We start from the raw sequence: 19,593 nt of genomic DNA, 5'->3' as shown, positions 1-19,593 counted from the left end.
GTAGTCAGGACCAAAAGCCGAGTGCATAAATTTTAGCGTGCACGTCCGGCATGGTTTTTAGTTTTTTTCGCAGGCCTTGTACCAGCGGGATATTTCCGGCAATATAAATGCTAGTATACACTTGTAACGACTGCGTTTGAAGCCATGGTTCCAGCTCCGCCTGTCCATTGCCGTGACTTTTTACTTTAAACTCAAACTCGGGGTACTGCCAGGAGGCCGGAAACGCGTAATCATCCGTGAGCAGAACGCAACCTTGCATGGGATAATGTTCCCGGTTTGTGAGTTGTCGCAAGCTCAAAAAGTGACCCAAGGCACTGGCGTCCCCCAGACAAAGGATTTTCCCCGGCTTTTCGGGCAAAGGAGCCGCATGAGCGAGGCCCAGCAAAATGGTATCACCCGCTTTGAGTTGCCGGGCCCAGCGACTGCCAGCCCCCGCGTGCCCCGTTTCGATGTAGAAGGTACATTGCCGGGTGTCAACGTCCCATTCGGCGGGCGTATAATCGCGGTACGTAAGTGTTTCTACCTGACACTTGAAACGTTTGATACTTTCCCACTTTTCCATGGCAACGGTTGGGGTATGAATGACAATTTCGTGCAAGGTGGATGGTTGCCAGGCCCGGACGCTAACTACCTGAGCCGGAGTAAGCATTCTTTCCATTAAACCCGACGCCGCTTTTTTAAGAAGATTGGCCATAGTTGATTGATTTGTTGGCAAAACTACGAGCCCATCAACTGCCTTTTGTCTAACAAAGAACGGGGATAGGTGGACAAATGGCGGTAAATGAGAGCAGAACGGAATTGCAACCCTGGTCTAAGAAACCTTCAGTCGTGGATCTGCTGTCGGATGTACTACTTTTCAGTACGGGCTTATTTTAAAGTCAGGGGCACGCGATCGCATGAGTTTTGATCACCTTGTTAGGAAGGCCATTCAATAAAATGATCAAAATTGGTGTAAAAGGGTAGAAAGATCGTGGTACACGGATCACTATCGGTTCTGATGATAGTGCTTATCTGCTCGCGTACCTGACCTTATCCATAGCGTTCATGGCTATGCAGAGCGGGATGGTACGGGCGAAACTAAAATACCTAAGATGTTCAAAAGTGAACAGGAATTGTACGTTTTTGAACATCTTAGGTATTTTAGTTATTGGTTATCAGTAGATTATATTTGACTGTGCTAGTGGGCATAGTTTTAAACGTATTCTTTACAAAGGTGCCTCATCCGTGCGAAGTCTTTTCCGGTACTACGCTTCAGCAAGTAGAGGCAACTCGTTTGATTGGTTTGATTGAAAAGCGTCCTCTTGCGAAGTTTTAAACTACGACCTCTATGTTGGTTAACCATTTTAAAATTGCCAAACGAACCCTAAGCCGAAATAGGGTCTTTTCAATTATTAACGTGATTGGTCTGACTTTGGGGATGGCTAGTAGTCTGCTCATCTACTTATGGGTACAAGATGAATGCAGCATCGGCAAGCACTATAAAAACGCTTCTCATTTGTACCGTGTTTACGAGCGTCATGATCGTAATGGTGAAATCAGTGCCGCTGCCGGAACCCCTGCATTACTCCCTGCTGAGCTTAAGCAACAATTTCCCGAGGTCGTATACGCAGCGGGCTTGACCTGGGAGGAGCCGCACTTGGTACAGTTTGATGAAAAAACGGTGCGTTTACTGGGTAGATCAGCCGGCGTCGACTGGTTTCGCATGTATGATACCCCACTGCTAGCCGGTAATCCAGCTACGGCTCTTCAGGCTCCCAATAGTATTGCTATTTCTCAAGCAATGGCTCAAACCTTATTCGGAGGCGTTACTCAAGCGTTGGGTAAAAGGGTACTACTCGATCATCAAAGGGATTATCAGGTCTCCGCAGTATTTGAAAAGAGTCATGATTCCGCAGAAGACACGTATGATTTTTTAGTAAGCTGGTCTGATTTTATGAATCGAACGGCCTGGGCAAAGGAATGGGGAACGAGTAGCCCTCAGACGCGTATTCTACTCAAGCCTGGAACGAATCCGGCTGCTTTTGAGACAAAGATTAAATCGTTTTTGAAGGGTAAACACCCAGGAATCGGATCGGGTTTTAGTACGGAATTATTTTTGCAGCCGGAATCAAAGGCGTATCTGTACTCAGATCTGTCCAGTGGTTATGCCAAGGGAGGCCGAATTCAGTACGTACGATTATTCAGCGTAGTGGCCCTCTTTCTCCTGCTGATTGCCTGCATTAATTTTATGAATTTAGCTACGGCTCGCTCCATAAAACGAGCGAAAGAAGTTGGCGTAAGAAAGGTAATGGGGGCCAGTCAAAGCGAGCTAGTGGGACAATTTCTGAGCGAAGCTCTAATATTGGCGTTACCAGCCTTGGTATTAGCTCTTGAACTTGCTTCCCTGGTTTTGCCGGCCTTTAATACGTTGACCGGAAAACAGATAGAGTTGCCATTAACCAGCCCGACTTTCTGGATGGCATTAATTGGGCTTTGGGCATTCGTAGGCTTGATCTCAGGAAGTTACCCTGCCCTCTATTTATCTTCTTTGCAACCAAGCCGAGTACTCAAAAGTGCCTTCCGTTTGACGGGACGAGGCCTCACGTTTCGGCAGGGTTTAGTCATTTTTCAATTCACCCTATCCATTCTTTTGATGATTGGTACCGTGGTCGTGTATCAGCAGCTTGATTATATGAAGACCAAGAATCTGGGCTATGAGAAAGACAATTTGATTTATGTAACAGCGGAAGGAGCGGTAGCCTCCAAGTACGAAACCTTTAAGCAGGAGCTTTTGCGTCAGCCTGCTATTTTGAGTGTTACGCGAGTCAATGATCGCTTATCTGATTTTGGTAATAGCACCAACAGCGTTCATTGGAAGGGTAAAGCGGCTGATCAAAATACGGACTTTCAAATTCAGTCCGTGGGGTATGATTTGGTAAAAACATTGAAGCTACAGGTCAAGGGGCATGATTTTTCATCCGCTTTGGCCACGGATTCAACCCATTATTTGATTAATGAAGCCGCCGCCCAGCGTTTACCTTATCAGGATCCGCTGGGTCAGGATTTAACCGTTTGGAATAAGCCCGGTAAGATTATTGGTGTTGTGAAAGATTTCCACTTTGGGTCTTTGCATAAAGCCATAGAGCCGCTAATTATTCGGCTTAATACAGAGGCTTCCGAGCAAACCATCATGATTCGGACGCAGCCCGGTGCTACTGAAACCGCACTTGCTCAACTACGCACCACCTATCAACGGTTTAATCCAGAGTACCCTTTCAATTACCAATTTGCGGAGGCAGATTATGAGCAATTATACCAGAAGGAACGGGTAATAGGCGTATTGGCTAACCTCTTTGCGGGTCTAGCCATCGTCATTGCCTGCTTAGGACTTTTTGGACTGGCCGCCTTTATGGCAGAGCAGCGAACCAAGGAAATTGGCATTCGCAAAGTACTGGGAGCGTCCACGGCGGGAATTGTCGCCCTGCTTTCAAAAGATCTGTTAACCTTGGTTTTATTAGCTGGTGTAGTAGCCGCTCCAATCGCCGGATATAGTATGAATCAATGGCTTGAAGGCTTTGCGTATCGCATCGAATTATCGGGCTGGATTTTTCTCGGAGCGGGTTTATTCGCCCTGGTGGTAGCCTTACTCACGGTTAGTATTCAAGCAATGAAAGCGGCTCGTTTGAATCCGGTTAAAACCCTAAAAAGTGAGTAGTCGGATTGCGGATCGGATACGATTGAATTCCGCCGTTTAATCCTTCTGGGTAGATTCTCCTACCTTAGTTGAACGTGGCCCTGAATTCCAGTGGAGAAAGGTTGGTCTTACTTTTAAAAAGTTTACTGAAAGACTGAGAATGCTCGAAGCCCAGTTCGTAGGCAATCTCACTGACGTTTAGCTGCGTAGTAGAAAGTTTCTCTTTCGCTTTTTCGATCAGCTTATAGCGAATATACTGTTGGGCGTTTTGGCCAATCAACGAACGTAGTAGATCACTCAGATAGCCAGGTGAAATATGCAGGTGTTCGGACAGAAACTGAACCGTAGGGATGCCCTGGTGTAAGGGTAATCCCTTTTCAAAATACTCATCCAGAATTGTTTCTACGCGTTGCAGTACGTCATGGTTGACCGATTTACGAGTAATAAACTGCCTTCTGTAAAAGCGGTTAGCGTAACTGAGCAGCAGTTCAATCTGGGCGATGACGATATCCTGACTAAATTCATCAATTCGGCCCTGTAGTTCTTTTTCAATGATTTGATAAACAGATAGAATAATTTCTCTTTCGCTGTCTGATAAATGAAGGGCTTCATTGGCCGTATAGGAGAAGTAGCCGTATTGCTTAACCTTATGGGCCAAGGGATAACCGAGAAAAAAGTCGGGATGGATGAGCAGGATATAACCCTCGGAATTTTCCGCGTAATTGCCGCTACCGACCAACTGATTCGGAGCCACAAAGAGCATACTGCCCTCGTCATAGTCGTAATGACCCTGACCATACCGCAGCTGGCCGCTTAATTTGGTAATGAAGGTCACCTTATAGAAATTCAGTACATCGTAAGCCGGTAGTTTCGTAAGATCAGGGCTATCACCGAGCGTAAAATTCATTACACTAATCAGCGGATGTTGCGGCTTGGGCAGTCCAAAAATCTGGTGTACTTCCGATATAGAGTTGATCCGAATGAGCTTTTCGTCGTTTTTCATAGGCATAGTCCTTACGGCCCCTTAGACCGTAAGGGTAATAAGGGTTCTTACCAAGGTATAATGACCTCACCAGGACCCGTGAACTGGCCGGAATGTCCGTCCTCATCCAGGGCGACCCGTACGGGCTCACGCGATCCTTCTTCCACCGTATCCGTGCCCTGAAAATTATTAAGGGCCGTGGCTGTAAAGCCCGGACTGACCGCACGAACGTTGATGTTTGCCTCTTTCAATTCAAGAGCGAGGGCTAACGTAATGGCATTCAGGGCAGTTTTGGAAGCTCCGTATATGACTTCAAATGATCCGTAAAAAGGCCAGGATGGATCCGAATTCAGGGTTAACGAACCCAGAGCACTCGAGACATTGACAATACGGGCAGCTGACGATTGACGCAGGAGCGGTAAAAAGGCTTGCGTAACCGCCAGGACACCAAAAACGTTGGTTTCCCAAACGTTACGCATTTCCTCCAGCGAAGCTACACTGGCCCGGTTTGCCTGCATAACCGCTTCAAGCGTACGGCCGGGTTTCCCGGCGTGGGAGATGGCAGCGTTATTTACCAAAAGATCAAGACGTCCAAATTCCTTTTCCACCTGGGCTACAGCGGCCTCTATAGACGAGGGGACGGTGACGTCTAACTGAATCGCTTGTGCCCGGCCTCCGATGTCTTGCGCGGCTTTTTGACCATTTCCCCAGTTTCGTGAACCTACGTAAACCATGTAGCCGTTATCGGACAGTGCTTTTGCGATTTGAAAACCTACGCCTTGATTGGCCCCGGTTACGAGTGCAATTTTTGATTGACTGGGTACGTGCGAATGAGCGATAGCTGATTGATGCATTAGATACGAATTAAGTGATGCAGCAAAGCTCAGGGTTCTCGTGCTAGGGTTTGTAGCCAAAGTCAGACTCTTTGTAGCTGAATCGAGGATGTTACGGATACCTTATAGGCCAATGGATTGACAAGGCAATCCCATCTTTATAGTAAATAACCCAACTCTTGCTAAGCCATGTGTTGGAGGATGGATTGATTCGCCAACGAACTGTTTTTTCGAAACAACGAAGGGGACACATTAACCTTTTTTCGGAAAAAGGCAGTAAAGGCCGACTGCCCCGAGAAGCCCAGCCCGTCGCTGATTTTATTGATATCCCAATCGGTTTGTACCAGCAGGGACTTTGCTTCGTGCAACAGGCGATCCTGGATGTGTTCCCGCAACGTTTTGCCCGTATGATTTTTAATCAGAGCATTTAAATAGTTGGGGTGAACGTGTAATTGGTCCGCGAACTCGGCGGCGGTTTTCAGCTTTATGGAATCGTCAGGGGCCTGTACCCGAAAGGAAGATTCCAGTAGGGATAAGAAGCGATAAATGTAGCCGTAGTTTTCAGAAACGGGTTTTTGGATGCTGTTCTTTCCGGCCCGTTTACTTTCTAGTAACACAAGCTGTAATTGTAATACAATGGCCTGCTTTTTATCTTCCGCCTTGCCCCGCTCTTCGCTAAGCATGGTAGCAAAACACCCATCAATTACCAGTGATTGACGATCTTCTAACTGAATAACGGCCTGGTCGGCTTGGAAATAGGGAAACTGTCTCAATAGCTGCAACACATGCTCTGCATCGGGGCCGAAATAGTGCGGATGAATTAAGCAGAAATGACCACCGGTTTCTTCCGAGGTCGTTTGCCAGGACATGATTTCGTCAGGATGTACAAAGGCGATTTCATGGGGCCCCATTTCATAGCGATGCAGTCCAATGGTAAGAATACCCGTACCCGAAGTCATATGGAAAATCTTGTAAAATTTTCTGCGGTGCGGAGAGATGTAATCCTTGACCGGATACGCATTACGGTTTTCAACGATGAAATGACTGGAATGAACCGGATAATGCTCCACTTTCAGCAAGGGGACTTTGTACTCTTCAGCTGCGAACGTTTCCAGTTCAATCCGGGGTATACCGATATTTTCCATATACACTAATGGTCTAGAGCACATAACAATAATCCGCTCGCTTGGGCTGAGCGGAATCACCTTTACAAAAATGGGCATGAATCGGTAAAAACTAGCCACCCGACTGCATGATCAGGTGGCTAGCGACAGGGCCATTTAAAAATCAGTGGACTTGCTCACGCGTTCAAAGGTTTTCAAATCATTTTGCAGCATCTCGATCTTACTATGAGCCATGGCGAAGGCATCGGAACCGAGAAACAGATGGAGTGGCTTGGTTTCCAGTTCTGCCACCTGGATAAAGGCCGCGGCCGCTTTTTCAGGGTCACCGGGTTGGTTGCCAATGATGTGCTCGTTATGAACGATTTCCAACTCGCGTGCTTCCGTGTAGTCGGCGATCGGATGAGCCGCCGTACGCAGGGATCCTTGTAGCAGGAAGTTTGTTTTAAAGTAACCGGGGTATACGACCGTTGCGGAGATCCCCATGGATTTGGTTTCGGCGGATAAGGCTTCGGTTAAGCCGACCACCGCAAACTTAGTAGCGTTATAAATGCCCCATCCCGGGAAAGTACCCATAAAGCCCGCAATGGAAGAGATGTTGAAGATTGAGCCAGACTTCTTTTCGCGGAAGAGCGGCATCACGTGGCGGATCACGTTCAGAGTTCCGAATACATTTACATCAAAGTTCGCCCGAGACTCTTGGTCACTCAGTTCCTCCAGGGTTCCCAACTGACCGTAACCGGCGTTGTTGACGACTACGTCGATGGTACCGAACTGGCTAACAATCTGCCGAATCGTATCCGCCATAGCCTGGCTATCATTCAAATCGACCTGGAGGGGCAGAAACGCATCACCCGTAAAGCCTACTTCTACTTGCAAAGCCCGGGCATCGCGTGACGTGGCTGCTACTGTATATCCTTCAGTCAACAGGCGTTTTACCAAGGCCAATCCTAATCCTTTCGAGGCTCCGGTAACGAACCATACTTTTTTTGTTGCCATGATTTTCTTTGTTTTTGTGTGATACAAAGTTGGCATGGTTCAGCAGGCCGGGGTTTGTTCCAAAGAAAGCAGTATTTGTTAGTTTCAAAGATTCACTCCCGTCTATGAAATCAGGTCTGCGGTTTAGGGGCAAAAGCTTAGGCTATAGACCTAAGCCAGGGTAGCGGAGAAGAAATACGCTTAGAGAGGTAGCAATGGATAATATAACTGCGTAGCCGCTACTTTTAAAGGTCAAATTTTTAGCCATGCCGAGAAAATCAACCGCTATTCCTGTAACTCCAATGGCCCATGAATTAGGTTGTGAGAGGCTATTGAACGATTCACGGTCAAAAATGCGGCGTATTGTGCTTCGCCAGCGACGGGAAATGGCGGAACGATAGCCATGGTCGGCGGCGGAGCTCTGGCGGATGTCCTTGAGAAAAATAATGGCGATTACAAGGCTGCCTTTGATGCTTATAATCAAGGATTACCGTCCTTTGTAAAAGAAGTGTAGGCAGAGGCTAAAGAGAATGTAACCAAGTATTTGGTCCCTAGAACGCAGGAGGTAATCCGGGAAAGAAAGGAGGGTCGGTTGTTAGAACGAAGCACCCGAATGGCAAGAATTAAAGATAGATCCCATGAGTAGTTGCGGCACGTATACGAGTGTAAGCTGAAATTTGTTTAGTAGTACATGCAAGGCTTATGATTGTCGCTATACGAGTTTAGGACTTCCTTTTTCCGAGGATTGGAATCAACTCCTGGAAGACCTGATTCCTTATTTGCGAGGTCCGTTAAATTAGATCCAAACAACGCTGGGATGTAATCGTTTTGAGGCGCCTGATGCTCCGAGTCGGGTAGGGAATATCTAAGTGCTACAAAGGCTTTTTTCTACTAGCAAGCCGTAATGCCGCTTGGGCGTCATACAGCTTGCTTTATAGAGATAATTATATGATTATCAGACATTTATATTTCTTATTTAAAAATCGAAAATTAAGTGAAACTTAACAAGCAGGGTTAAGTCATTGATAATCAGTGTTCTAATCTTAATTTATTCTTAATGATGGTCGAAGAAAAAGTCAAACATATTACTATTAGCGAGGCTGCTTTAAAGACATTGAAAGGTTAACTCCTAGCTATAAACTCTATCATAAAGCGCTGTTGGAAATCATGATCCACTACTTCAAAGTCAATGATGTCGACACCCGGGAGCCGCAGGCGGGAAATCCCACTGATGCCATCAAGGGCCTGGATCGGCGGCTGATTAGCTTGATTAAGCAGCAGGAAAAAGAGCAGCTGCGCCGCATCAAAGGCGAGCTGGTGCTAATCACTAAAAAGTTCTACGCGTTTGATGATGAAGCAGAGGATCTGGGTAAAGGTCGCGACCATCTTTGAGGCCCAGGATATAAGTCAGATCAAGGACCTCTACGGAACGGCCAAAAAGAATGCCCTTTTGGCCACTCTAAACAATCAGTTTTTTGGAAGAGTGGCCAGTTATCCGACGGCTCAGTACGTGGTGAATCTCTGGGGAAAAGCCTACGTCAAGTCTGAGTCGGTGAGTGAGCGTAAGTCCAGAGACAAAACCTCCGTTTCCAAGACGCAGCGTCTGCACGAGCGCAGCCGGGTGACGCTGCAACAAGTGCTGAGTCTGGAGACGGGCGAGTTTTTAGGCCAGCTGGTGGAATCGAGTATGAGCAGCTTTAAAGCCAAAATCCGCGTGCAAAGTAGAGGAGAGTGCGTGCCCCTTCCAGCGTTTAGAAAGGTGGATGCTACGTTGATAAAGGCAAACTTTAGTCGCATTCGAAGGGAAGTAAAAGCGTTGTTAGAGAAGAAGGAAGACCCGGTCAGGCGAGACCCGGTCAGGATAGATCCGGCCGGGCTAAACCCTACTCAAGCACCCTTGAAGGTAAAGCCAACGGATTCATCGGAAAGCGAAGGCCTAGACTTTTAAACCGCGTTATCCTGACTTATAAACAAAAGGTAGCAAGCTTCCAAAAGCCGGGTGAGCTGCTGCGTGAAAGGCAGAATCAGCTCGGGCTCTACGATGGTCGAAAAGCTTTCTTTAGCTAGTGCCGCCCGCAAAAGATCGTGCAGCAATATTTGCCACTCTTCTAAATCAAAGCGTTCACAACATTCTTTGATGACCAGCAGGGGATTCTGCCATTCGGCCGGACTTAAATGCAGCGGAAAGTCTTCTACCTGCTTGAGACGAGTTTCGATTACAGCCAGTGCAGAGGACACGTTTAGGGTGGGAGAGGGAAGAAGCTCTGCTTCTAAACCCTGCGCTTCATACAGCTCAAAGGCGGCCTTGGTGAAGGCGAGCATCTGATCGTGCAGAAAGAGCAGATTAGCGGGCCGCTCACAGACCTCCTCCGTAGCCATGGCCGTAGCGAGCCAATCTTCCAGCTCTGCTCTTAGGTCGGCTACGTAATTTAAATCAAAGAAGTCCTCAAAGGCGGGGTGATGAATGGCGGGTGAAAGAGGAGTGGTACTCGGTTGCTCAAGGCTAGGTTCCATTAGCGACGCACTTCCATTAGGCTGATTACCCTTGGCTGAGGCCTTCTCAGCAAAGAGCAGGTGACTAGCTTCTAAATGGCAGCACAGCTGCTCAAAAAAGTAAACCAGGGTAGAAGCCGGTGCCTGGCAATGATAGCCATCGACGTTGCCCTTCAAAGCGCCGGAGAGGAGCTCCCAAAGCAGAAAGCGGCATTCGGGGATCTCATAGCCGCCCCAGAAGCTTTCCAAAAAGCCCCTGGGATCCTGTTTTTCCGTTTCATCCAGCCAGACGGGTAGAGCATCTGAATCGATATAGGTCGTTTTTCGCATGGCAGAAAGCAATTCAGTAAAACCATGCAGTGAAATTGGACCGGCGGGCGTTTCTAAACTATCCTCTACTGGCATAGTTTAGAAGCAGAGAATGCGTAATTTAGCTACTTGGAAGTCTTTCACCCACTATAGCTACCTTTGCCATGCAACCAACGAAAAGTCACATGCCCATTCACCACGGAAGAAATGTCAAGCGGTTTCGGGAGATGCTCGGCCTCAAGCAGGAGGGCCTGGCCTATGAGCTGGGTGAGGAGTGGACCCAGAAGCGGGTCTCACTTTTAGAGCAGAAGGAAGTCATTGAGCAGGAACTGCTGGAGCAAATTGCTCAGGTGTTAAAAGTACCCGCCGAAGCCATCAAGAACTTTGATGAAGAAACGGCTATCTATAATATTCAACATAATTATGAGGGGTCGAATAATCAAGGGGCTATCATAGGACATCAAGTTAACTTTAACCCTTTGGACAAGCTCATAGAGGTCATGGATGAGAACAAAAAGCTGTATGAGCGACTGTTAGAGTCAGAGAAAGAGAAAGTAGCTCTATTGCGCGAAGTGCTGAAGGGGCATGACTAAAAGTAGGGCTTGAAGAGTTTTCTTCAGGCAGAAAACTTACCCTTGCTCCAGTGAAAAGAAGCTAGGCATAAAAAAGATGAAGGTTGCATAAGTTGCCTGGCATCGCCCAGAACAATACCAGCGATAAAGAGCGAAGCCCAGAAGCGAATGCTGCCCAACAATTCATTCATGAATCGATTAAGCTTGCTTTACGTACAACGAAAGTGAAAAGCTTTGCAGAGCTGAAAGAGGAGCTTGAAAAGAAAGGGATTGAGGTCAAGCTCATGGAAAACAAGAATGGGGTGTCTGGTATCTCGTTTCGAGCACAGGGCTTTGCCTATAAAGGGCAGGATGTCAACTTCAAAACCGCTGATCTAAAAAAGCAGCTCGAAAAGAATCAACTGGCCGAAGAGAAAAAGCAAGCGCTAGTGTTTAAAAGAGGACCTCGGTTATAGGAGGTGAGATTTATAAAAGATGATTATTAGTAACCCATTGAGGTATGTTTTTATGGAGAGAGGTTAGCTCAGTGACCGAGTTATAGGTTACATCGACTAATCGCATTTCATGAAATAAGCTTCTATGCTCTATTAGAAGTGGTAGTGTGTTCTTATACATTTCCTTAATGCTTCAGCTTTTACCTCATGCCCTCCATTCAGAAAACGTATGGCCGCACGGTCCAGGCACAAGTTCGCATCATCCGTGAAAAATAGTACCAGATGGATACGGTTTGATGGGTTATAGCGGGCTAGGGATTTCAAGAAACCATAATGTGATGCAAAACCCAGATTTAGCTCAAGAGCAAAATCCTGTTGAAGAGCCAGAAACGATTGAACTCGCTGGTTACTGGCTAGGGATGCTGCATCCTGAGAATCCGTAAAACCACGTTTTTTATATTGATACGCGGCGAGATCGTGATCAATAATGGGAACGCCCGCTGGAATAAAAGCTTTCCCATTCGTACTCTTTCCAATGCCGGGAGGCCCCGCAATTAAATACATGATCATCGGATGATCATAATTCGGCCGTCCTGATGTTCGGCTACAATATGGCCATCACGCTCGTAGACTAAGGGCTGGCCAATAGAAAACAAATACTCTTTAGCCTTTTGAGCGATCTGTTGTTGCCAAATGGTACGTTCCTGTTCATCCATGGAACTGGGACTTTTGACCATTTCGCCCACTTTAAGTATGATCTCGTCTTTCATGGATTCGGTCTTTTCTACAAAGATACACCAAGGAAGTTCTTTAAGTTCGTAGTAGGTAGAGTAATCAAATGTAGTAAAGCAAGTATCGTAACGGACGTACATCGATGTCTTACCACACAAGGTCCGGGGCGTGGAAGCCGATCTGACTCAACACAGGGGCTCAGGAACACCGGAAACTCTAATTCAGACCTGTCTCATAATCCGGGAGGGGCTCAAGCTTATCAGAATACTGAAAGAAGGTAGAGCAGCCGTATGGGTTTCGGACGGAACAGGTATTTGACTTAATTCTGTTGGTTAGAAAGGAATAGAGGTATTTTATAGAATTCATTGATCCTATAAAATACCTCTATTTAGCAATATAATTATAAACAAAGATTAACTTATGCTGGTACAGAAAGATAATAAATAATATCTAACAAGCTATAACTGACTTAGTTGAAATAGTTTGCATTAATTGGAAAATGCATAGTCATAACAAATTTTATGCTGTAATACTCAAAATATTTTTATTCTTAAATACAAATCAATTATCTATAATGAATTTATTAAAAAATTAATGGGAATAAATAAACTTAATTACAAGGCTTGATTTTTCCAGGAATCTGCGTAATCTGGGTTAGTTAAATTTCTTTTGGAAAAGCTTTTTTCATAACTTACCTTAATTGTAAAATAGTCGCTGTCGGATAAAAGAATCTTGTTGCCCAGGCAAAGCTCACCCCCCCCCCCAATTAAGTTTTTTAAACCGATTCCTAGCATTTTCTACAAAATCTCCGCCTTGAGTATTAGTGTAGATATGTCTAGAAACACCAAGAATATAACCCGTGGATAAGCCTATAGAAACAAATGGTTTAAATGAAGGTCTTTCTAATAATGATACTTGTATAAAGGGTTTAAGCTCCAACATCTTTAATCTGTATTCCAACCTCCAAAATATTATAGTTTGATTATTTAATGGGTCAATACCTGAGTCAGTTTTATTATCTGCATACGAAGAATATGTCAAGCTTACTCCAGCATCAATAAATGAATTTAACGAATAGATGTTTGTCAGTCCAGCTTTAAAGCCAACACCAGTTTTAAAAGGGCTGATACTTTGGTTAATGGAAGTTGCCCCAATAGGCCCCTGTATGCCCCAATAGCTACTCTTCATGTGTTGATTAGCCCGAAAGGAATTTTCCTGTTCTCTTGAAAGAAAAAAAGATAAGCAGTAATATAAAAAAGGGCGTTATGTAGCAACTCCTTAGCCATAAAGATGAAAAAGGGAATGATTATCCGAATTGGGAGTTGAAGAAGTTGAGGGGGATCGCAAGTAATATCATGTATAGTCTTAATGCCGCTTCTAAAGAATTTGATGGAGAGAACAAGTATATTAGAATTATGGATATTAATGATAATTTCAGACCTTTTATAAATAATGGTATAACTTCTCCAGATTGTGAATTGGATGATAAATATCCTTTGAAAGAAGGAGATTTGCTATTTGCTCGCACTAGTGTTGTTAAATCTTATCTATATAATTCCAAAGACGGTAAAGTTTATTTTGCAGGATTTCTAATTCGATTATCTTTGCAGGGTAATATTCTTTATTTTATTTTTCAGCAAACATTACAACCTTCCTATAATAAGTGGGTAACTAAAATGTCAATGCGTTCTGGGTAACCTGGTATTAATGCAGAAGAGTATAAGAGCTTTCCGATAATATTACCTTGTATAGAAGAACAAACCAAGATCGCCAATTTCCTATTCACGATTGACGAAAAAATAGAAAAAGAACACGCCTGGATTAAATAGGCCGAAGCTTGAAAAAAGGCTTGTTATAACAGTTATTTGTATAGATCGCTCTCTTTTTATTTATTTGTATAGGTATGACGAACGTAGAACCGCAGTTTCAGCACATTACCCGTCTGATCGGGGAGGCCCGGCAGCGGGCTTTTCTGGCGGTGAATCATGAACTAGTGCAGCTCTACTGGCAGATTGGGCAGTACGTAAGTCAGCAGGTAAGTAGTAAAAGCTGGGGTAAATCCGTGGTGAAAGAACTGGCCGAATACATCCTCCAGACCGAGCCCCAGCTCAGTGGTTTTTCCAGTCAGAATATCTGGCGGATGAAGCAGTTTTACGAAACCTATCAGACCTATCCGCAACTCACTTCGCTGCTGAGCGAAGTGAGTTGGACGAATCATTTACTGATTTTACCCTGTTCCAGTCCCGAAGAACGCGAATTTTACCTGCGGCTGGCTGCTCGCGAACGGTACTCCAAGCGGGAACTCAGTCGTCAGATTACCAGCTCGTATTACGAACGGGTGATGTTGGGTACTCAAAAACTCGCACCAGTGGTGCGAGAATTACCGCAAAGCCTGACCGACTCGCTCAAAGACACCTACGTACTGGAATTTTTGCAACTGCCCGAGTTGCATCTGGAAGGAGAGTTGCGGAAACGCATCAGTCAGAACATTACCCGTTTTCTGCTGGAGTTTGGCCGGGATTTTGCCTTTATCGGCGAAGAGTATCCCCTTCAGGTAGGCGATCAGGATTTTCGCATCGATCTGTTGTTCTACAACCGAACGATGAATTGTCTGGTTGCCATCGAATTAAAGGTTGAACGTTTTAAGCCCGAACACCTCGGTCAGCTCAATTTCTATCTGGAAGCATTGGATCGGGACGTCCGTAAGCCGCACGAAAACCCCTCAATTGGCATTTTACTCTGTAAGGGAAAGAACGATACCGTTGTGGAATACGCCCTTAATAGAAGTCTGTCGCCCACGCTAGTCGCCGATTATCAGACCAAGCTCCCCGATAAACGCCTGCTACAGGCCAAATGGCAGGAAATTCTGGATACGCTGACAGAGGAAGCCGACGGAGAAAACTCAGTTGTATAAACGCACCCGTTTAATAACATAACCCCTCCGTCCCGCACTACCCCTATGAATACCTCCGCTTCGGAATGGCCAGATGAGATCACGACTGAACGCTACGCCGCGGAAAATGCGGTTTCAACTGCTACCCTGGGTATTAGCTGGCATTAGTGACGTTTTTTGATCGGGAGGGTAATGGCCGGGAAGGTCTGTCAGGCTCTGATCTGGACAAACGCCGGATCTGTAAAGAGGTAGAGGTCAATCAAGCGGGTACATAATAACTTATTACAGTGAGGATTGCCCCTCTCAAATTGGGCCGAAGCCTGAAGAAGCGGCGTATAGGGAAGCGAAATGACAGGCTGTCCCTGCCAAATGGCTGTGGGCTAAACTAAGCAAAAATAAACGCGAGCAACGCGTATTTCCAGCGCTGGATCGACGGGAGGTCAGGGCAGCTATCCTAAGGTTTTGGGAGCATACCCAAACTGTTTCTTGAAAGCATACGAAAAATGCGACAAGTTTTCAAAACCTACTTCCCGGTAAACCTCTACGGGTTTTTGTTTGCTTTCTGAAAGTAGAAAATAGGCCAACTGCAACCGTTTCTGCGTGAGCCAGCGCTGGGGAGTAGTTTTATATATTTTTTGAAAATCACGCTTAAAGGTTGTCAGGCTTCTTCCCGTCAGATGGCTAAATTTTTCCAAAGGCATATTAAACCTGTAATTATGCTCCATAAACGAAGCAAGATCAATTTTGCCCGGTTCTGAAAAATCGGCTAAAAAAGCATCGATCCCTGCATCAATGGTACGTAAAATCGTTAGTACTTCCTCGATTTTCAACGCGATTAGCTTTTCCGGCCATTCCTGCCTCCATTCCAGATAGGGCTCTAAAGAAGCAAAGTAACTCTCCAATAGGGGATGGTGCTCATAAGCTATCAATGCTGACGAACGTTCATTTCTTTCAACCGCAGGATTTCGGGAATAGTATTCTTTGAGTCGTTCATTCCTAAGAATAATAAGCACGCACTTATAGGCCTGATTATCTTTCGGGTACTGAATCACCGTTGAAAGTTGACGTCGGGGCAGCAGGATGGTAGCACCGGGTCCAAAAACCTGGCGGGAATTGGTTTGAATGATTTTCAACTCACCCGAGAGGATCCGAACGAAGCAATGATCTTCTAGTAAGACTTCATTTTTCAAATATTTTTCTTCCAAACAAGCCAGTACTACTTCCGCCGCCGGATCTTTTAACCGCTTTTCCATCGATTCAATTTACAAAAATTAGGAAAGTGAACCAACGTTCGTTGGTTCACTTTCCTAATTTTTTACGTGCATTAAGTGACTCATCTGAAAGGCCTCGTACACTTTTTCGTTCGCTTTTTCCAGTTGTTCATTCAAGGGAGCAACCAGATCACCCATAAACATGCGGTCTACTTCCGTGCGCACAGGACGCTTGCCGTGCGGCAATTTGAGCAGATTCACCAGGGCTTCGGCAACTAATTCAGGCCGTTGCTCGGGGTTGGCTTCAAACACCCCTTTTAAGGAGGCTAGTAAGGTGGCCGGCAATTGATTAATGGCTCCGTAATCCAACGCGCGTTCCTGATCGCTAGGTTGCAACAAAGAACCGATGAACGCCGTAGGGAACCCACCCGGCTCAATAATGCAGGTTTCAATACCCAAATGGGATACTTCCAGGCGATAGCTTTCGGCTAATGCTTCAGCCGCCCATTTGGAAGGACTGTAAGGACCCTGAAAAGGTACAGAAAGCCGGGCACTCAGACTCGAAATCAGAATTAAAAGCCCGCGCTGCCGCTGTTTCATATAGGGCAAGACCGCCCGCGTCATGCGTTGGACACCGAACACGTTCACGTCAAACACTTTTTTCCAATCATCGGCCGTAAATCCTTCCTGAATCCCGCCCGCGCCCAAGCCTGCGTTATTGATCAGAATATCAATACTTCCCATGTGTGCTGCTGCCTGCTGCACGCCCAATGCCACGCTTTCATCACGGGTTACATCGATTTCAACGATCGTTACTCCCTGGCTGCGTAAGGTTTCAGCCACCGCTTTATTGCGGCCATTACTATCTCGCATTGCGCCGGTTACGGTATAGCCTTCCTTACGTAAAGCTTCAATAATAACGCCGCCAAAGCCACCCGCAGCACCGGTAATGAGTACATTTTTCAGTTCTTTCATGGTTGATTAGTGTTTATTACCTTCGGCGGACAAAAGTAGCGGGTAGCTGATTTTGGGGCTTTGTTCAAACGTCCTATTTTCATTTGTTCAAACGGCTGGGTAGAAGGGTACATGCCCGTACGAAAGCATCTGGCAACCGATCACTTCAAGCATAGGGCGCCAGGCTAAGGTCAAGGTCTGGGTCAGACCTATAGGGGTGTCCTGCTTCGAGGCTGGTGCTCCCGGTAAGGTCGGTGGTATTGGGCGTTCTCCAGCGTTATGAAAACCTGGGGAAAGCCATGAAGCCGGCTCTTTCCATCCCTGTTTTCTGAGGCTGGGCTGCAAAAGGTATGGAGGTAAGTTTCCACCGTTTTTGGTTTACGACCTAAGACCTCATCTAAATCCGGGCTTACTAGTTCGTCGTTTCCTTTTTGAACCGCCTCTTGCATACCCCCTATGGCTTAAGTCAGTGACTCATCGAATCTCAGGCGCCTTCAGGATTGCTTGAACGCTTCGACTTCGGGTAGCTGTGATGAACAGGTCGGCGGGAAATACCACTTAATAGCTTTGTAATGAAGGGGCATAAGACGAGCTCAGATCTGGTTAATGGGATGAAACGAGGTACATAAGGACTCTGCGTATCCGCACCTTTCCCCTTTGGTAAAATACGTAGTAACTGCCCATACGGAAACGTTGGCGGAAGTGCTTTCTGCCCTCGTAGCCTGGGGACATTTGCACCGAAAAAAGGGAATGAATCGTGGATAGCTAAGCCCGGCAGGCTCGTTTCCGGGTTAAAAGAACGGTATTCTCTTTACGGCTAGGACGTCCCATCGATGCATCAATATATCTCCTAAGGTAGGATTTTAAGAATTACCGGCCTTCTTACGTTGGGATGGAATACGGTTTTTAGCATACTACTGACGAATCCTACCTAAAACACACGTATGCATACCTCTGTTATTTCGTACCGCTATGACCGCCGGGACATCCAGGCGGGTATTCTGCACATCGGCGTAGGAAACTTCCACCGGGCCCATCAGGAGTTTTATACCCATCAGGTTCTTGAGTCGCCCGATCAGCGGCATTGGGGCATTTGCGGCGTTGCCCTGCTACCCTCGGATGAGACCCTGGTTGGTAAGTTAACCCAACAAAAGGGCGAATATTCACTCACCGTCTGCGGACGCGAGGGCCAGGACCAAGTGTATGTCATGGGGTCTTTAATCGAAGTGATCTGGGGTGTTTCAGACCCGGAGGCAGTACTTAATAAAATGGCCGATGAAGCCATTCACATCCTTACACTGACGATTACCGAAGGAGGTTATAATCTGGATAAGGCGACGCAGGCCTTTAATTTTGAGCACGAAGGGGTCAAACACGACCTAGCGTTTCCGACTCAGCCCCAGACCGTTTTTGGGTTTGTTGCGGAAGGACTACGCAGGCGTAAGGCGGCTGGTCATCAGGGCCTGACGATTCTATCCTGCGACAACCTGCAACATAACGGACATACAACCCGGAAGGCCTTTCTAAGTTTCATCGAAGCCCAGGATGCTTCGCTGGCCGAATGGGTGAAAAGCCACGTGACGTTTCCCAGCAGTATGGTGGACCGAATTACCCCGGTTACCTTACCCGAAGACGTCCAGCGGCTCAATGCCCGAAGTGGGTTGAATGATCAGGTACCCGTGTACTGTGAGGACTTTAGTCAGTGGGTCATTGAAGATAACTTTGTTGGGGGCCGACCCGCCTGGGAACGGGCAGGGGTTGAATTTACCGAGGATGTGAGTGCCTACGAAACTATGAAGCTTAGCCTGCTGAATGCTTCGCATACCTTGTTGTCCTATCCGGCCTTTTTAGCCGGGTACCGTAAAGTAGACGATGCCATGCATGATCCGGTCTTCGTCCAGTTTGTTCAGAATTTTATGGATAGGGACGTCACGCCTTACGTTCCTGCACCCGGGAATACCAATCTGGAGCTGTACAAACAAACGCTGGTGGAGCGTTTTGCCAATCGGTCGGTCAGTGACCAGCTAAGTCGACTGTGTTTCGATGGTATTTCCAAATTCCCCGTGTATATCCTGCCCAACTTGGCTCACATGATTCGGGATCAGAAAGATCTGACGCGGCTAGCCTTTCTATTCGCTTCTTATCGACATTACCTCAAATATAAAACGGATGATAGCGGGGAGGCTTTTGCCATAGCCGAACCCTGGCTGACGTCCGAAGATGAGCGGGTTATTGCGAGCGAGGATCCGGTTGAGTTCTTAGCCCTTTCTGCTTTTCAAAGCCTGAACCTTGAGTCGGTTAAGGACTTTGTCGGACCGTATCGGGCATTTGCCAAGCGTATTCAGGGTGAAGGGGTAAAAGTTACTCTGGATTCGATTCTCCACTAAAGCATCCCGCGGACATTCTAG

The 19,593-nt window shown here is 46.4% G+C and carries 21 protein-coding genes; 9 read left to right on the top strand and 12 right to left on the bottom strand.

The annotated features are described in order from the left end of the window. Positions 1 to 4: 4 nt before the first annotated feature. The gene (locus C5O19_RS21240) at positions 5 to 694 is read right to left on the bottom strand and encodes an SIP domain-containing protein (protein ID WP_104715386.1); all 690 of its coding nucleotides are present in this window, start codon (positions 692 to 694) and stop codon (positions 5 to 7) included. 633 nt (positions 695 to 1,327) lie between these two features. On the opposite strand from C5O19_RS21240, the gene C5O19_RS21235 reads away from it, so the two are divergent. Next, a complete protein-coding gene (locus tag C5O19_RS21235; RefSeq protein ID WP_104715385.1) occupies positions 1,328 to 3,694 on the top strand; it encodes an ABC transporter permease in 2,367 nt (788 codons plus the stop codon). A gap of 64 nt (positions 3,695 to 3,758) precedes the next feature. On the opposite strand, the gene C5O19_RS21230 is transcribed toward C5O19_RS21235, so the two are convergent. From C5O19_RS21230 to C5O19_RS26080, 5 genes are all read right to left on the bottom strand, one after another. Beyond that, entirely contained in the window at positions 3,759 to 4,676 is a 918-nt protein-coding gene (locus C5O19_RS21230; protein WP_104715384.1) for a helix-turn-helix domain-containing protein, read from the bottom strand. A 47-nt stretch (positions 4,677 to 4,723) separates the two neighbouring features. After that, positions 4,724 to 5,509, bottom strand: coding sequence for an SDR family NAD(P)-dependent oxidoreductase (locus tag C5O19_RS21225; protein ID WP_104715383.1), 786 nt, complete (start codon positions 5,507 to 5,509; stop codon positions 4,724 to 4,726). A 161-nt stretch (positions 5,510 to 5,670) separates the two neighbouring features. Continuing rightward, positions 5,671 to 6,633: an AraC family transcriptional regulator gene (locus C5O19_RS21220; protein ID WP_104715382.1), complete on the bottom strand. Its 963-nt coding sequence runs from the start codon at positions 6,631 to 6,633 to the stop codon at positions 5,671 to 5,673. A gap of 135 nt (positions 6,634 to 6,768) precedes the next feature. Beyond that, on the bottom strand, positions 6,769 to 7,608 hold the full coding sequence (locus C5O19_RS21215; protein WP_104715381.1) for an SDR family NAD(P)-dependent oxidoreductase: 840 nt from the start codon (positions 7,606 to 7,608) through the stop codon (positions 6,769 to 6,771). Positions 7,609 to 7,750: 142 nt separating this feature from the next. After that, positions 7,751 to 8,071, bottom strand: a complete 321-nt coding sequence (locus C5O19_RS26080; RefSeq protein ID WP_165796087.1) for a hypothetical protein — start codon at positions 8,069 to 8,071, stop codon at positions 7,751 to 7,753. Between the two features lie 629 nt (positions 8,072 to 8,700). Between C5O19_RS26080 and C5O19_RS21210 the strand changes: the two genes are divergently transcribed. Further along, complete coding sequence (locus C5O19_RS21210; protein WP_317046521.1) at positions 8,701 to 8,979, top strand: BfmA/BtgA family mobilization protein; 279 nt, start codon at positions 8,701 to 8,703, stop codon at positions 8,977 to 8,979. Beyond that, positions 8,936 to 9,535: a TraM recognition domain-containing protein gene (locus tag C5O19_RS21205; protein WP_104715379.1), complete on the top strand. Its 600-nt coding sequence runs from the start codon at positions 8,936 to 8,938 to the stop codon at positions 9,533 to 9,535. The genes C5O19_RS21210 and C5O19_RS21205 overlap by 44 nt, the downstream gene beginning before the upstream one ends. Here C5O19_RS21205 and C5O19_RS21200 read toward each other — a convergent pair. Continuing rightward, positions 9,532 to 10,485: a hypothetical protein gene (locus C5O19_RS21200; protein ID WP_104715378.1), complete on the bottom strand. Its 954-nt coding sequence runs from the start codon at positions 10,483 to 10,485 to the stop codon at positions 9,532 to 9,534. The genes C5O19_RS21205 and C5O19_RS21200 overlap by 4 nt on opposite strands. A gap of 89 nt (positions 10,486 to 10,574) precedes the next feature. On the opposite strand from C5O19_RS21200, the gene C5O19_RS21195 reads away from it, so the two are divergent. Then, entirely contained in the window at positions 10,575 to 10,982 is a 408-nt protein-coding gene (locus tag C5O19_RS21195) for a helix-turn-helix domain-containing protein (protein ID WP_165796086.1), read from the top strand. 83 nt (positions 10,983 to 11,065) lie between these two features. Beyond that, positions 11,066 to 11,416: a hypothetical protein gene (locus C5O19_RS21190; RefSeq protein WP_104715376.1), complete on the top strand. Its 351-nt coding sequence runs from the start codon at positions 11,066 to 11,068 to the stop codon at positions 11,414 to 11,416. 132 nt (positions 11,417 to 11,548) lie between these two features. Here the strand turns inward: C5O19_RS21190 and C5O19_RS21185 are convergent, their stop codons facing one another. From C5O19_RS21185 to C5O19_RS21175, 3 genes are all read right to left on the bottom strand, one after another. Further along, a complete protein-coding gene (locus tag C5O19_RS21185; RefSeq protein WP_104715375.1) occupies positions 11,549 to 11,965 on the bottom strand; it encodes a hypothetical protein in 417 nt (138 codons plus the stop codon). After that, entirely contained in the window at positions 11,962 to 12,165 is a 204-nt protein-coding gene (locus C5O19_RS21180; RefSeq protein WP_133163414.1) for a hypothetical protein, read from the bottom strand. The genes C5O19_RS21185 and C5O19_RS21180 overlap by 4 nt, the downstream gene beginning before the upstream one ends. A gap of 712 nt (positions 12,166 to 12,877) precedes the next feature. After that, a complete protein-coding gene (locus C5O19_RS21175) occupies positions 12,878 to 13,315 on the bottom strand; it encodes an outer membrane beta-barrel protein (protein ID WP_104715373.1) in 438 nt (145 codons plus the stop codon). A gap of 167 nt (positions 13,316 to 13,482) precedes the next feature. Here C5O19_RS21175 and C5O19_RS21170 point away from each other — a divergent pair, with 167 nt between their 5' ends. From C5O19_RS21170 to C5O19_RS21165, 3 genes are all read left to right on the top strand, one after another. Next, positions 13,483 to 13,824: a restriction endonuclease subunit S domain-containing protein gene (locus C5O19_RS21170; RefSeq protein ID WP_207766496.1), complete on the top strand. Its 342-nt coding sequence runs from the start codon at positions 13,483 to 13,485 to the stop codon at positions 13,822 to 13,824. Between the two features lie 6 nt (positions 13,825 to 13,830). Then, positions 13,831 to 13,956: a restriction endonuclease subunit S gene (locus C5O19_RS26560; RefSeq protein WP_207766515.1), complete on the top strand. Its 126-nt coding sequence runs from the start codon at positions 13,831 to 13,833 to the stop codon at positions 13,954 to 13,956. A 74-nt stretch (positions 13,957 to 14,030) separates the two neighbouring features. After that, positions 14,031 to 15,041, top strand: a complete 1,011-nt coding sequence (locus C5O19_RS21165) for a PDDEXK nuclease domain-containing protein (protein WP_104715372.1) — start codon at positions 14,031 to 14,033, stop codon at positions 15,039 to 15,041. 428 nt (positions 15,042 to 15,469) lie between these two features. On the opposite strand, the gene C5O19_RS21160 is transcribed toward C5O19_RS21165, so the two are convergent. Together C5O19_RS21160 and C5O19_RS21155 are read right to left on the bottom strand one after the other, a co-directional pair. After that, positions 15,470 to 16,273 carry a helix-turn-helix domain-containing protein gene (locus tag C5O19_RS21160; RefSeq protein ID WP_104715371.1) on the bottom strand — a complete coding sequence of 268 codons (804 nt, stop codon included), beginning with the start codon at positions 16,271 to 16,273 and terminating at the stop codon, positions 15,470 to 15,472. A 54-nt stretch (positions 16,274 to 16,327) separates the two neighbouring features. After that, positions 16,328 to 17,206 carry an SDR family NAD(P)-dependent oxidoreductase gene (locus C5O19_RS21155; protein WP_104715370.1) on the bottom strand — a complete coding sequence of 293 codons (879 nt, stop codon included), beginning with the start codon at positions 17,204 to 17,206 and terminating at the stop codon, positions 16,328 to 16,330. Between the two features lie 923 nt (positions 17,207 to 18,129). On the opposite strand from C5O19_RS21155, the gene C5O19_RS21150 reads away from it, so the two are divergent. Then, positions 18,130 to 19,572 carry a mannitol dehydrogenase family protein gene (locus tag C5O19_RS21150; protein WP_104715369.1) on the top strand — a complete coding sequence of 481 codons (1,443 nt, stop codon included), beginning with the start codon at positions 18,130 to 18,132 and terminating at the stop codon, positions 19,570 to 19,572. The last annotated feature ends 21 nt before the right edge of the window (positions 19,573 to 19,593 follow it).

The organism is Siphonobacter curvatus, assembly GCF_002943425.1.
In the GTDB taxonomy this organism is placed as follows: Bacteria; Bacteroidota; Bacteroidia; order Cytophagales; family Spirosomataceae; genus Siphonobacter; species Siphonobacter curvatus.
Note: the sequence above shows the minus strand (reverse complement) of the source record. Positions and strands in the feature narration are given on the sequence as shown.

What these genes read in the sequence shown, in the direction of transcription:
- C5O19_RS21240 (WP_104715386.1), bottom strand. Translation starts at nt 694, where the DNA reads ATGGCCAATCTTCTTAAAAAAGCGGCGTCGGGTTTAATGGAAAGAATG.
- C5O19_RS21235 (WP_104715385.1), top strand. Translation starts at nt 1,328, where the DNA reads ATGTTGGTTAACCATTTTAAAATTGCCAAACGAACCCTAAGCCGAAAT.
- C5O19_RS21230 (WP_104715384.1), bottom strand. Translation starts at nt 4,676, where the DNA reads ATGAAAAACGACGAAAAGCTCATTCGGATCAACTCTATATCGGAAGTA.
- C5O19_RS21225 (WP_104715383.1), bottom strand. Translation starts at nt 5,509, where the DNA reads ATGCATCAATCAGCTATCGCTCATTCGCACGTACCCAGTCAATCAAAA.
- C5O19_RS21220 (WP_104715382.1), bottom strand. Translation starts at nt 6,633, where the DNA reads ATGGAAAATATCGGTATACCCCGGATTGAACTGGAAACGTTCGCAGCT.
- C5O19_RS21215 (WP_104715381.1), bottom strand. Translation starts at nt 7,608, where the DNA reads ATGGCAACAAAAAAAGTATGGTTCGTTACCGGAGCCTCGAAAGGATTA.
- C5O19_RS21205 (WP_104715379.1), top strand. Translation starts at nt 8,936, where the DNA reads ATGATGAAGCAGAGGATCTGGGTAAAGGTCGCGACCATCTTTGAGGCC.
- C5O19_RS21200 (WP_104715378.1), bottom strand. Translation starts at nt 10,485, where the DNA reads ATGCCAGTAGAGGATAGTTTAGAAACGCCCGCCGGTCCAATTTCACTG.
- C5O19_RS21195 (WP_165796086.1), top strand. Translation starts at nt 10,575, where the DNA reads ATGCCCATTCACCACGGAAGAAATGTCAAGCGGTTTCGGGAGATGCTC.
- C5O19_RS21185 (WP_104715375.1), bottom strand. Translation starts at nt 11,965, where the DNA reads ATGATCATGTATTTAATTGCGGGGCCTCCCGGCATTGGAAAGAGTACG.
- C5O19_RS21180 (WP_133163414.1), bottom strand. Translation starts at nt 12,165, where the DNA reads ATGAAAGACGAGATCATACTTAAAGTGGGCGAAATGGTCAAAAGTCCC.
- C5O19_RS21175 (WP_104715373.1), bottom strand. Translation starts at nt 13,315, where the DNA reads ATGAAGAGTAGCTATTGGGGCATACAGGGGCCTATTGGGGCAACTTCC.
- C5O19_RS21170 (WP_207766496.1), top strand. Translation starts at nt 13,483, where the DNA reads ATGTATAGTCTTAATGCCGCTTCTAAAGAATTTGATGGAGAGAACAAG.
- C5O19_RS21165 (WP_104715372.1), top strand. Translation starts at nt 14,031, where the DNA reads ATGACGAACGTAGAACCGCAGTTTCAGCACATTACCCGTCTGATCGGG.
- C5O19_RS21160 (WP_104715371.1), bottom strand. Translation starts at nt 16,273, where the DNA reads ATGGAAAAGCGGTTAAAAGATCCGGCGGCGGAAGTAGTACTGGCTTGT.
- C5O19_RS21155 (WP_104715370.1), bottom strand. Translation starts at nt 17,206, where the DNA reads ATGAAAGAACTGAAAAATGTACTCATTACCGGTGCTGCGGGTGGCTTT.
- C5O19_RS21150 (WP_104715369.1), top strand. Translation starts at nt 18,130, where the DNA reads ATGCATACCTCTGTTATTTCGTACCGCTATGACCGCCGGGACATCCAG.